Below are 13,966 nucleotides of genomic sequence, written 5' to 3'. Positions count from 1 at the left end.
GTTCCTATACCTCTTAAAAACAAAAAGCCCGACTATAAAGTCAGGCATTTGTATCTATAAGAAGCTTATTGTTATCTTTTCAATCCTTTAACCACATACAACATACTTCCTTCATTGGAAGCCGTTACAGGATTGGCATTAGGATCTGTAAAACTTGAATCTACCCAACCATGATTTTGAGTAATTAAAAGGAAGGTTTTATCAACTCCCACAACATCTGAGATGTCAATCATTCCTGTGATTTCCCAAGCATTGTTAGTCGTACCATAACCTAATTCCTGTGCGTCTGTTTGGTTACACTCCAATACAGTTTTCAATTGGTGAGAATTTAAGCTGTACTCATACAAGGACGCAAAATGCTGTTTGTCTGCAGAATCCCAATATCCATTTGGATCTTCTTGGATGTAGATATAATTTTCAGTTACCACAATATTATCTGGACTATGGAATCTTTTAGCCTCCCCATCAGCAATATCACCATCCAAGATACAGGTAATGGTTCCTGCTTGTGTTGGATCTTCAGGGTTTAAAGTTACTTTATAAACACGACCATAGATAGAACCTTTCCCTAGCAAATCGTTCTTTTTTCTTCCTGTTACACAGAAATAGATTTCTCTGTTGTTTTCTGCAGAACCTTTTCTCCAATCGATATCTTCCAACCTAGAGAATCCCATCACTCCTTTAGCTTTACATTCAGCATCCAAAAGGTTGATCTCTGTTTCTTCCAATTGTACAAACTCCATTGGATAAGATTGGCCTTGTTCCATGTCCATTTCAAATTCTACATTAGGATCTGTCACTTTCAAGCCATAAAGGTTTCCTCCGTCCAAATCTCCCATATTACCTACATACATACCTAATTGACCTGAAGGCACTACGTTGTCTGAATGGTCATCTCCAATAAACACCACGGTTTTTCCTGGATAGGCATCCTTACCAATAGCAACCGCATTTTCTGTAGACCATTGCCCCATAGCAGGTAACATAGTGGCTACAGAAGCATCGTTGGCATCTTTATAAGGATTGGTTACAAACACTCCTTTGGAAGCTCCTCCCCATTCACCTCCAGAAAGATAAAGCGGGCCAAAACCATGTTCTTCTGGAGTAATCAAAGATCCTGAACACTGTGCTGTAGACCCCGTTGCTTCAGCATTTAAAATATATTCACCATGAACTGGCTTAAAGTTTTCATTCAAGGTAATTCTGGCTATAGAATAGTCTGCCTCTATGTTATTGATCAATGTATAAGTACCGTCGTCGTTTTTCAAAAGTCCAGCACCATCTGCCATGGATCCGTAAACGAACTCAGGAGAGTTTTCAAGGACATCCTCGGAAGATAAAATAGGATAAATCTCAATGTTTTTGAACCCAGGTTTCACCTCCAATAAAGAAGGTGTAGAAGAATAACTTTGGAATTGGATGGTTCCCGGCTTTTTTGCTGCAGAAGCAACTTCTACATTTTGAGCCAGCTCTTCTTTAGCTACCTCATTGTCACAGGACAACAATGAACAAGCTGCCAAAGACGATAAAAAGAAAATTTTTTTCATTTTTTTTTAGTTTTTAGAATGGATTAATGTTTTGATAAAAATATTTCAACAAATCCTCCCTGCGGTTAACTAAAAATTGGTATTAAATGAAAAAATTGTTTCGAAAATGTTATCAATGTAAATTTTAAGGAACTGTTTAAAATCGTTCCAAATAAAACACTATCAATCAGTTAAAAAAGTAAAATTCAATAACGAAATCCCTTTACAGAACTATTAAAACCCAAAACCTAGTCCAAAGGCAACACGAGGGCCATCTACTGATCCAAATATCCCAAGATTGGCAGTGAGCAAATCGGCACCGTTTACAAACAGGCCTCCTCCATATGAATTGTGCCATCTATCAGAATCTTCATGAGTCCACCAAACCCTTCCATAATCAAAACTTCCGTACATCCCTATTTTGATAGGAACCAAGGCTGTTTTTAAATTACTGAAGCTATATCTCACATCTGTATTTTGGTAAAAGGCTGTTTTTCCTGTAAAGCGTTGGTTTCGGAAACCTCTTAAACCATCCAATCCTCCTATTGAAGCAGCTTGGTAAAACTCAAAATCATCTCCCATATTGATATGTCCCTTCAAGGTCGTTGCCAAAACTAACTTACCGGAATGATTTAGTTTATGGGCAATGCCGAGTTTTGGAATAAGATACCCATAGCCCCTATTTCCCTTATCCAAATTCTGTTTATAACCCAAGTCCAAATTGAACAACAAGCCCATAGTTGGATAGGCTTTACTGTCATAATTAACAAAATGATAGCGTGTATTGACCCCACCAAACTGTACTTCATCAAAAATATACTCAGGCAACTCTCCACTGTGCTCATACACATATCTGTTTTGTGTATCATGCACTTCAGTAGATTCATACCCGACGGCAAGGCTGAGTTCACTTCCTCGTTTTGAATTCCAAACCAAAGCTGGTGCCACCAAAAAGGACCGCACCTTAACCCTATTGTAATTCAGGCCATAATCATCATCGTAATTTGATGTCTCATTACCATATCCAAAAAAGTTTAACGTGTAATTAGGACTTTGAAAACCAGCATTCAAACGCAGATTTAAACCTCCCACCACATTGGCAAATTCTCCCCTGTACAACAACTCATAACCATCTGTAGCAAAATAATAAGCCGCCCGAAATTTATGCTGTGAAGTAAAAGGATTTCTCTCAAAACCGTATCTGGTGTAAGTATCCGATATCCCCATTTTCAAACCATCGTCTGGATTAGCTCCCAGAATTGGAATTAATTGATTGACATTATTCTTGACCTTTTTATAATCGTAAACATTGGTATTATAGTCATCCCTTAATTTAATGTGAGCCTTTTTAGCTTGGCTCAAATCGTTCTTTTTGGACTTATAATCATAGATGACCACGTTTTTTCCTTTGTCTACAATAAATTCATCATTGTTCTGTCCTCCAATCAGCCGAATTTTGATTCGCTTACTTTTCCCTTTCACTTCAAAGGTATCGTCGTCATCCAATCCATAAATCCATATTTCATTCGTTTCTTTGGGGTCATAAATTCTATGGTGAAATTGGTCCTTGACAGTTCCATCCTTTTTCCTGAGTACGGTTACTTCAACCCTGCCATCCTCCAAAGCTTCCACCAAAATATAATCGTCCTTATTGGTCGCTGTCACCACCCCAAATCGGCTAATCAATTTATAATACCTATCAGAAATTATCTGTAAATTAGAACGACGCTGTTTTAAAATATGTTTTATTCTGTCTACGGTTTCATCCTGAACTTCCTTAGGCAAATAGGCAAAGGCCTCTTCTATCACTTCATCGGTAACATGCTCTTGAATATAGGCTACCTGAGCGTCCCAAACCGACTTATCAACATCTACCAAAAATGCCATATCTAAAGGAAAAGGCTCCGCATTGACACCTTTCACATCCTTCAAATCCGGTGTATACGATCTCAAGACACGAGCGGCGGGAATCAAAGTTACCCCTGCCCCCAACATAAAACCTTCAGACATCATACTAAACGACTGATCCCTGTCGCGCGGCAAAGCACGATAGACCTTTTTACCGTCCTCCTTGAATTCCATCCAACGCCATTGGTCATGATGCCTATCCCAATCACCGATGAGCATATCAAACAATCTGGAACGCACAAAATGTACTTGGTCAATTCTCACATCTTCATCGGAATGCACTTCCTTGATAACGTCCAAAGTACTGATGACATCCCCTGTAAATCCTCCTTCTGCAAGATGCATATGCCCATCGGAGCCATGTTCTTCAAAAAGGTACAGTTCATCCCCAAATTCATCATTAAAGTCCTTAAGGGCATTTTGATTTGGCACGTAATACAGTTTAGGGTTTAAATGATACACCCCAACGGCATCAGACAACGCACCAACCGTTAAGGGGGCATAGGGATGCGCTCCCGTAAAAACATCCAGCACCAACTGTTCACTGGCCGTATCCTCAAATTGGCCTTCTACATATTGATCCTTGAACATGGAAGCCTGAATGTATTGCGTAGCACTCTTACGCACGGCTCGCATCACATATTGTTTCCCATCGGCATCCTTCAGGCGCAAAGAACGTGACTGAGTGCCTCCTCCTTTTCTTATGGGAATCAGCCCTCCATACAAAGTATCTAAATTGACGGTTTTGGCTGTAACCGGAGTGCTGTAATACTGTCTATAGCGTTCTCCCCACAAGAATTTATAAAAATTAGATTTCTCGGTTTCTTCTTTAGAATATAGCGAAGCCAAAATGGAATCCTGGAATTGCTCAGGATAATTCACAGTAGAATGTTGTTTTGCTTTGTGAATCTGCTTTTTAAAAACACAGGTATTGGTATAGGTTTCAAAAAACTGAACGTCGGTAGATTGGTCCTTATGAATGTTCAAAAGTGCAAAACCGTATTCTCCCCAACCAAAATCTCCTTTTCTGTATCTCACCCCTGTTTCTTTAGAACCTGAACCACTAATAATCTGAGTTAAATTATCCCTCTGAAGAAACTGTATGCTGTGTTCATGCCCTGAAAGGAAAATCACTTTGTCATTTTGTTGGGCCGCTGCAATCAGGTTTTTACGCAAATCGTTATAAAACCAATTGGAAATATCGGCATTGGAAATTCCGGAAGTACTTCGCAAAATATTCTTAAAAGTTCCCAAACCTGGTAAAGGTTTCATATGGTCTAAAAACGTGTACTGCCCACCATGAGGACCATTGGTAAACATGGGATGGTGAATGGCCACCAAAGTGGTTTTCCCCCTCGCCTTTTTAATTTCACTTCTGAACTCATCCAAAAAAAGCGCCCTTGTATTGATGTCGCATTCATCATTAATGGTCGGAAACTTATTCCAATTGGTAATGTACCATTGCGAATCTACCAGCAGCAATACCACATCATCACTAAGGTTCACTTTTTCTATGGGGCAGCCATTTTCTGGCTGAAAGGTATTTTTACCCAAAGCCTTTTCTACATACTTTTCTTGACGTTTCAAGCCATCAAGTCCAGAGTACCAGTCGTGATTTCCAGGAATAAAATAGACCTTTCCTGGAAATTTGGCAGCAATGTCCGTTTGTAGCTGCAAAGCCTTTTCGGCTGCTTCGTGTCCTTTATGGTCTTTATCAGGGAATCCTTTGGGGTAAATATTATCCCCAAGAAACATTAAAATATCGTTTTCATCGGCGGCTTGAAAATTATTATAGAGTGCATTCAAGGATCTCGAAGGCCCTCCATCATCATCTGGTTTTCCTGCATCCCCTATTAAAAACACATTAAGCGTTTCCTTATCTACATGCTGAATCTGCTCAGATTGCGGCTGGTCATAAAAATAGTTATGGCTTGCACAGCCAACCAACATTATAGAAAGGAGAACAAGTAATTTGTACTTCATAGAAAAGGATATCTTATAGGGAAACTTCCAAATCGGCAATAGAGGCCAAAGTCCCCAACTTTTTAAGGTTAGGATTGATTTCTGCCCGCAAAGCCTTAATGCCACTGGCGCCTTGGAGTTCTTCCAATTCCACAATTTCTATGGAACTTCCTATATATTTTTTAGATTGTAAAAACTCAAAATAGTTGAGATATTCCTGTTCCACTTCATTGCTGGAATACACTACACACAACTTATGGGGCTGTGTCAAACGCTCGTTGGTTCCCTTTATATGGGCCTTGTCAATTCGCTTCTTAATCATTTCGTAGCGCACATTGTAAGCACCATCCACATCAAAGTGCTTTTCATCAATACGGTAGCGAATGGTCAAAGGCACATCATATACCAAAATCAAAGAGGCCACTTCCAACTGAATTGGGAACTTGTCATGCTGGTCGTAATACATGGCTTCCATTTCGCACATCACCTGGAGCTGCCACAACCTTAGATTATACAGAACAGATTCATGATAATTGCCATGCTCGGCAATAGACTGCCCAACATACATATTGTGCTCGATGCCGTCTGTTTTGAATTTTTCAAAATAATGCGGAAAGATTGCCTGAGCTCTTTCTTGCTGTTTATCCAAAAATGCCGAAAGCTTTTTATTAATCAGGTTAACCGTTTGGTCATAATCCTTTCTGGCTAGGTAAAGCGATCCTGTTTCTTCATCCAAGGATTTCAAGAATGCCTTTACAGAATCGGTTTGTGTACCCGAGGCAATCAAATGGTCAAACAATGGCAAGATATGTTGGTCAAAAAACAGGTGAATTTCCTGTTCCGTATTACTATGAAAATCTGCTTCCAGTTCAAAAACATGCTTGTCTATTTGATACACCAACTGCTCATAAAATGGCATGTTTTGACTGGCTATCAATTCCTGCAGGATCAATTTGGACTGCTGCAAGGCCAACAACAAATCTTGTTTTATGGCTCTATTTCTAGCATCGGATGAGCCTACAACATCTATTTGTCCATACAAAGGATGTACATTTTCAAATACAATTTCATGGAAGGTTGGCGATTCACCCAAACTTTTATTTTGAATATAGGCATTGGCCTCTTCCACAAAACGCCATTGCACTGAAGGATGGATAGAGGTACACTCGTTTTGGATCACGGCACTCACCTCATTTTCATATTCGGTAATGGTACGTTTTACATAACTCAATATAAACGGCATAATGCTGTCCAACTTCACCATATTAATGGCATTAAGCTGATTGGCCTGATAGGTGGCCAATTCTATAATAAACTGAAGTTCTCCATCAATTACCATGGGCAGTAGCACCGCACTTTTCAATTCCTTTTCCACTAAGGAATCCCGCAAACGATTCCCTTTTGATTCTTTTTGGTAACGATCAATATTTGGAATGATCACTGGTTGGTGCTCTACAAACAAACGTTTATAGATATATTTACAGGCATAATTGCTACAGGTAAGCTTATCTCCCTTTTTCAATGTAAGAGCTCCCAAACCTTTATCAAACGGAGGTAAAAGCTGGTTGCCGTCTACCTTGTAACTACCAACCTCCAAATCCTCTATCCCAAAAATCTTTCTGATATCTTCAACTATAGCTTCGTAACTCTCTTTTCCCGGTTGAATTAGGTGGGTTTTAAAAGCTTCAATTTGATGGTCCAAGGTTACATCTATCATATTCACAATACCGAAACCTTCCACCGTCCAAGAATCCTTTGGGAAATAACGTCCCCAAACACTGGTATCATGGGCATTGGTCAATAATTCATTCAAGATATCTTCCGTAATCTCTATCGCATTGGTATTGGGATACATATCTATAAAATCGGCATTGTAAGTTACCCTATAAACCTTTATATTTCCTTCTTCATCCTGTAAACTTATTTGTTTCGGCTTTCCAAAATCTACATTAAAACCGTAGTGTTTATTGAGAATGATGGCATATGGCATAAGGTTTAGCGCCTCTTCGGATTCCTTATAAAGCTTTCTTAGGGCTTCTCCTGTATTCGATATGGTATGATTGTTAATCTCTTTAAACCTTTCGGAAACGTAAAAAAATTGATTGGAATATGGAAATACCGCAGCCTTGATCTCATTACTGCCCAAAACCGCCGGGAACAGAAAGGCCATGACCTGATCAATTTCCTTTCGGTAGGCATCAAATTCCTCTGTTGAAGAGGTGCCCGTTACCAAGGCTGGACATTGTTCAAACATAGCCAATACCTGTTCTGCTTGAAAACGCTCCATTGGATTACTGGAATCCAACAAGCCCTCAAAGCGATCCTTTAAGTATCTAAATGAGATAATAGGTTTAAAAGGTCCTGTGTTAAAATTTTCCATAGGCTATTAGGTTACTTAATATTCGCCAAAAAATGATAGCTCATCACAAAAGACAATGCCGAAATGATAATGCCAATCATAAACACTGTATAGGTGATACGCAACAGGCGATACTTACGCTCCAAGACCAATCCCAAATAATATAAATCTCTGGTCATGGAATTGTATAATACATCTTCATTTTGAATCAAATAGTCGATACCCCATTCAAAATCTTGCAACGACATTTTATAAAAGTTGCCAAAAAACAACAAATTGGTCTGTTTGGACTTAATCAAATCGCGGGTTAGGGTTTCGTTAAAATTGGCATCGTTGGAAATATTCGGGCGTGTAGACAGCACCGACAATACTACCGAAGCCACACTAAAAATCATTAATATAAGTGTAGGATACACCAAAAAAGTATTGGACTCATTGTCCAATTTTGGCACCAATCCAGAGAGCGCCACCGAAATGATAATGGCATTTACCGAAAGTAAAATATTGGCCTTGGTATCGGCAATGGCACTAAGTTCAATATGGTTTTTTAGGGTAACCCTAAACATGGTATCTACCCCTCTACCAAAACCTTTATTTTTGGTTTTGTTACGCTGTTTATCTTCTATTTTCTTGATTTTCTGGTCCAGCTCAAAGTTGTTCATTTCCTTAATTGGCTGCCATTTTGAAAGCGCATAATCCGTATAAAACCGATGTTTGTTCATAAACTGCTTGTTCTGTTGCAGCCATTCCATCTCCGTAATCTCCTCTTCCTTTTTGTACTTTTCCTCGCGTCTCAGTTTTTCTGAAATATCAAAAAATGCCTCTGAAGCCACATGCCCACAATCGGCATCCTTAATCAATCCTTCTAGAGCATTGGTAGGCTTTCTATCCATTTTGGTAGCCAAAATAAGTTGCTCCACCCTTGTAATGTCCTCTTGGGATACATTCTTGGACTCTAAAAACTGTTTGGCCAAAGCAGCACTTACCTCTTCATGGCCCAAATCCTTTTCTATAAAGCCCGTATCGTGGAACCAAGCAGCTATTTTCAACCAAAAAGCATCCGTGTCATTAAGGCCCTCCTTGGCACTCAATTGCGTAACCGCTTCTACCACTCTACACGTATGTTCTATGTTGTGATAAAAGTTTTTAGGGGACAGTTTCGTTTCAAAAAGCTGACTTACAAAGTCTTCAGCCTGCTGTAGAAGTGCTTCTTTCATAAAATAAAGATAACGAAATTTGGCTACAAAAATACCCTTGGTAACTTTGGTCACATTTATAAAGAATCAACCCTTAATTTTTAGGTTATTTCACAACACACTTCAAGAATTTTAAATACTATTATCCTAATATCTCCGTTTCCTATAACCCAAAGGAAAAGCCTTGTTTTTATTTCACTAATTTAGCCTTATATCCATAACACCTATCATATGACAGTGGCCAAACATATATTGACACTTCTTTTTTGTTGTACGTTTTCCCTTTTCGAAGCAGCAGCTCAGGACATAAAAACGGTTAAAGTGGCGGACAACCTTTACTTTGTAGGAGATCGTGCATTTTCCTGTTTTTATATCACGGAAGGGTCTGTTATCGTCATAGATCCTTTAGATGCTACTAGAGCAGAAGCTACTTTGGCAGCCATTAGAAAAGTTACCAACAAGCCCATTTCCAAGGTGTTTTATAGCCATAACCATTGGGACCATATTAGTGGTGGAAAGGTGTTCCAAAATGCCGACACAAAATTCATAAGCCATATTGAAGCCAAAAACAGCATCACACCCAATAATGCTGTGGTCACTCCAACCGAGACTTGGCAGGGCACCACTACCTCCTACGATTTTGGAAATGGTCAAATATTGGAACTCTTCTATTTTGGGCCAAACCATGGTGCAGGCATGACCGTATTCCGATTTGCCGAGCACAATGCAGTTTTTATTGTAGACCTTGTGGTACCAGACCGTGTGCTGTATGCCTATCTGCCAGATGCTAAGCCCAAACATTGGGTAGAAAGCATGGAACACATCCAAAAACTGAAATTTGATAAAGTATACATGTCACACATGCGAGTAGAAGGCACGAGAAGGGATGTCACTTTTATGCAGAAATACTTCAAGGCACTATATGATGCTGTTGACAAGGAGCTCGCAAACAAAACGCCTTTTTTTGACATTCCAACCACAGTAAAGCTTCCTCAATATGCCCATCTTAGAAACTACGACCAATGGTTACCTATGAATGTATGGCGTATTCTTATGGAAAAATCCATTGGCCAATAGGTAATTAACACATCAAAAATAACCGTACAAATAATTAACAATCAACTATTTACACCTAAAATATTTCTAAAATTCAATATTAAAAATCGAAAATAGCTCCTTATTTTTACTTTGAACATCGCAACCCTTATCACTATGATTCATAAAAAGTTTCTCTTAGGAATAACCGCCCTTACATTTTTTGCCTGTAAAACAGATTCTAATACGCCTACAGTTTCCGAAACCTACCCTGATATTGCTATTGTTCGCGCTATGAAAAATGTCATGTGGGATGGCGCTTTGGATGGCGCTATTTTATTGGATACCATAGCTAACAAGAATGGACTCTACGGTCTTGGTCCCAAAAGTTTTTTAACTGGAGAACTGACTATTTTTGATGGACGCAGTTATGTTTCTAAAGTCACCTCCGACTCTACTATGGTAGTGGAGGAATCATATAACGTGTCGGCTCCCTTTTTTGTACATGCCAACATACAAGAGTGGGAAACCATCGAACTCCCAACCTCTCTAAAGACCATAACGCAATTGGAACTCTTCATTGATAGTAACACCAAAGCTTTTAAACGACCATTTACCTTTAAAATGCGAGGAAAGGCCTCTAAGGCTACAATACATATACAAAACTTACCAGAGGGCTCTAAAGTATCCTCTCCTAAAGAAGCCCATCAAGGACAGGTTAATTATCCATTGGAAAATGAAACTGTAGACATCGTTGGCTTTTTCTCAACCGAACACCAAGGAATCTTTACACACCATGACTCCTTTATGCACATGCACCTGATTACCCAAGACCGAAAAAAAATGGGCCACTTGGACGATATAGAAATAGAAAATATGGTATTGTATTTACCGAAACTATAAATACCATCAGTAAATTTCGAGGCCACTCTCAAATAAATTATTTGTGATTGGCTTTTTCTAATTTCTGTTTAAAGGCCAAATACACGCCATTGCTCCATCCAAAGCCATCCTGTAAAGGGTACTCGCCTCCACCCGCTTCCAAGCTTAGGTCTTCCACGTTGTATTTTTCCATAAACTTTCCTGTAGTTACATACACCTTTTCATTTAAGGCCACCCATCGCTGCATTATGGTCTTAGCTAAGTCATGGTGACCATAATTTTCCAACCCTATTACAGCCATCCATTGTAAAGGCGCCCATCCGTTTGGCGCATCCCACTGTTGTCCTGTAAACGTATTGGTCGTCACTAGCCCTCCTGGTTTCAAGAATTGGGTTGAAACAACATTGGCAACTGCATCGGCCTGTTCTTCTGAAGCCATTTTAAAATACAAGGGATACACCATAGCCAAGGACAAACGCCCAGTTGGTTGTTGGGCCAGCCAATTGTAATCTTCAAAAACTCCCAATTTCTGATTCCAACTCCATGTATTTAGAAACTCTTTTCTATTTTGCTGACTCTTCTTTAATTCTACTACAAAATTAGGGTCCTCGTTTTCAAAACACTTAATCAACACTGCCTCCATCCCATAAAGTAAAGCATTGAGGTCAACTGGAAGGATCTCCAAAGTATTCATTGTGTTTAAATGTGCGGCATCTCTCAACCAACGGGAGCTAAAGTCCCAGCCAGACTCTGCCGCTGCCCTCACGTGTCGATAAAATAAAGAATCCGTTGTTCCTTCATTCTTCAAATTGTAGTCTTCTTTATATGATTCATCCCTTGGTTGGTTTAAAACATCATAATAACGATTCATTAATCCAAATTCTGTGGAAACTACATGCTGATAAACCTTCTCTGAATTGTCATAAGCCATCCAAAACTCGTATTCCTTGCGTAATGCTTCTCGATATTTCAGATAGACACTATCTCCTTTATAACTTGCCAAAAGTTTAATCATTTGAGAGAAAAAGGAAGGCTGCGACCTTGAGATATAATAACTACGATTACCATTGGGAATGTGTCCAAAAACTTCAATGAGATTAGCAAAATTATCCAACATGGCTTCGATGGTTGCAAACTTTCCGCTTTCCACAAGGCCCAACATGGTAAAATAGGAATCCCAATAATACACCTCCCGAAAACGTCCTCCAGGCACTACATAGGCATTGGGCAGAGGTATCAAACTATTCCTCCCGTGCATTGTATCAGCTACATGGGTTAAATAGGGCCATAAATCTTCGATATGCTCCTTTGCTGTGTTTTGAGCATGGTATTCAAAGGTTGATTGATGCTCCTTAGGCAGTTCAAAATTTTCAGTTACAAACTGATCTAGTCTAAAATTAGGAAGCGTTTTTTCCCTATGATACATCTCTAAAATAGAATCGTAAGGCAGTTTGGCTGTACAATCCACAAAAGTCTTGCTATCCCCAAATACATCCGATAATTGCACATCTACGAATAAATCCTTCAACAATACGCTTGGAGCCTCATAAGACGTTTTTTGCAGTTCCTTTTGTAAAACAGTTGAAGTTGTTTCCTGTTTACAAGACCACAACAAAAAGCACAGCACCCAAATGTAAAATCTCATATAAACAAGGTTTAAGCTTCCCTTAAAATACGCTTTTTTAATAAATAGGAAAACTTACAAAAAAGAAACTGCCCCTTTTGGGGCAGTCACTCCGTACACAGTCATGTATACACCTTAATCTGAAAACTCAGCTTTTTATGTCGCTATGACAATTTCTTATTATTATCTATACAGTGTAAAATGTCCAACAAACTCTCTGTCGTTGTTTGAACTGTTGAGCCTCACCACGTACCAGTAGTCGCCCGTTGGTAGCTCCTGGTTGTTGTAACGTCCGTCCCAGTACTGGCCCTGGTGGTAGGTCCCCACCTTGCGCCCATATCTGTCGTATATGTCGAACTCCAGGTTCGGGAAGTCCTCCGTACAGGGTGCCCAGGTGTCCTGGATACCGTCCCCATTGGGGGTAAAGTAGTTCGGGATACATGGGTCCACATATTCCAGATAGATCCTTGCCTCGGCGATACAGCCGTTGCTGTCCGTTACCGTTACAAGGTACTCGCCCGTCTCAGAGATGATAAAGGTATTCTCACTGCCGTAGTCCTCGTCGTTAAGGGTGAAGGTATACTCCCCGTTACCTCCCGTGGCCAGGGCCACGATCTGGTTCTGGTCCCCCTCGTTAAGGGCCAGGTCCACAGGCATGAATACCCCTATATCAAAGAACTCCGTGGTCTGGATACAGCCATTGGTATGGCGTACCTCTATATAGTGGTCCGTTCCGGGAGGTACGTTCTCGAACACATTGCTCACCTGATAAGGACCGCCGTCCAAAGAGTAGTCCACTTCGGCAGGATCCACGCTCTGGTCAATCAACACGGTCACGATGTTTGTGGAGAAGTTGTCGATACACACATACTCCACTTCCAACAGCGGGTCCAGGTTCACCGCCTCCGGGAAGGTGATGTTCCACTCCGACTCACAGCCCATGCTGTCGCGCACGTATACGATATGGTCCCCTCCGGAGAGTTCCGTAAAGTCAAATACCGTCTGTCCTGCAGCTCCCGTGGTATAGGGACCGTCGTACTCGTCAAGGCTTACGCTGTAAGGCGCCGTTCCTCCGGAGATCTCGATACTGAACTCCCCGTCGTTGTCGCCCGCACATGGGGTCGGCAATATGGAATCGGGCACGATGCTCACGATCAAAGGTTCCGGCTCGGTGATGGTAAAGCTGAACATCACATAACAGCCCAGTTCGTCCTGAACGATCACCTCGTAGTCCCCTGGCCAAAGGTTCTCGAACACATTGGTCTCGAAGAACTGGTCCATCTGTGGGGAGATGGCATATTTGATGATGCCCGTCCCTCCCGTAGCGGTAATCACAAGGGAACCGTCATTGCCACCGTAACAGGCAACGTTGTTGATCTCGAACGTAGCTTCCAATGGTGCATCAGGCTCGGTAATAGTGATGGTCGCTGAAGTGCTCTCGCAATCGCCACTCTGTACATGTACCGTATAGGTA

At 40.5% G+C, this 13,966-nt stretch carries 8 protein-coding genes; 2 read left to right on the top strand and 6 right to left on the bottom strand.

The window, feature by feature from the left end; translation table 11 throughout:
• Window positions 1-71: 71 nt before the first annotated feature.
• The 4 genes from AC6I5C_RS07965 to AC6I5C_RS07950 all read right to left on the bottom strand — a co-directional run bounded on the left by AC6I5C_RS07965 (window position 72) and on the right by AC6I5C_RS07950 (window position 8,972).
• Window positions 72-1,547 (bottom strand): alkaline phosphatase PhoX, encoded by a 1,476-nt coding sequence (locus tag AC6I5C_RS07965; protein WP_497904688.1) that lies wholly within the window; start codon window positions 1,545-1,547, stop codon window positions 72-74.
• Window positions 1,548-1,760: 213 nt separating this feature from the next.
• The gene (locus AC6I5C_RS07960) at window positions 1,761-5,417 is read right to left on the bottom strand and encodes a metallophosphoesterase (protein WP_497904687.1); all 3,657 of its coding nucleotides are present in this window, start codon (window positions 5,415-5,417) and stop codon (window positions 1,761-1,763) included.
• 13 nt (window positions 5,418-5,430) lie between these two features.
• Window positions 5,431-7,776 (bottom strand): hypothetical protein, encoded by a 2,346-nt coding sequence (locus AC6I5C_RS07955; RefSeq protein ID WP_497904686.1) that lies wholly within the window; start codon window positions 7,774-7,776, stop codon window positions 5,431-5,433.
• Between the two features lie 11 nt (window positions 7,777-7,787).
• On the bottom strand, window positions 7,788-8,972 hold the full coding sequence (locus AC6I5C_RS07950) for a Pycsar system effector family protein (protein WP_497904685.1): 1,185 nt from the start codon (window positions 8,970-8,972) through the stop codon (window positions 7,788-7,790).
• A gap of 210 nt (window positions 8,973-9,182) precedes the next feature.
• Between AC6I5C_RS07950 and AC6I5C_RS07945 the strand changes: the two genes are divergently transcribed.
• A complete protein-coding gene (locus AC6I5C_RS07945; protein ID WP_497904684.1) occupies window positions 9,183-10,028 on the top strand; it encodes an MBL fold metallo-hydrolase in 846 nt (281 codons plus the stop codon).
• Window positions 10,029-10,163: 135 nt separating this feature from the next.
• Entirely contained in the window at window positions 10,164-10,889 is a 726-nt protein-coding gene (locus AC6I5C_RS07940; RefSeq protein ID WP_497904683.1) for an acetolactate decarboxylase, read from the top strand.
• A gap of 37 nt (window positions 10,890-10,926) precedes the next feature.
• Here the strand turns inward: AC6I5C_RS07940 and treF are convergent, their stop codons facing one another.
• A complete protein-coding gene (treF, locus tag AC6I5C_RS07935) occupies window positions 10,927-12,513 on the bottom strand; it encodes an alpha,alpha-trehalase TreF (RefSeq protein ID WP_497904682.1) in 1,587 nt (528 codons plus the stop codon).
• Window positions 12,514-12,675: 162 nt separating this feature from the next.
• The coding region (locus AC6I5C_RS07930; protein WP_497904681.1) for a T9SS type B sorting domain-containing protein at window positions 12,676-13,966 on the bottom strand (1,291 nt) is incomplete at its 5' end.

The organism is Mangrovimonas sp. sgz306409 (assembly GCF_059735265.1).
Note: the sequence above shows the minus strand (reverse complement) of the source record. Positions and strands in the feature narration are given on the sequence as shown.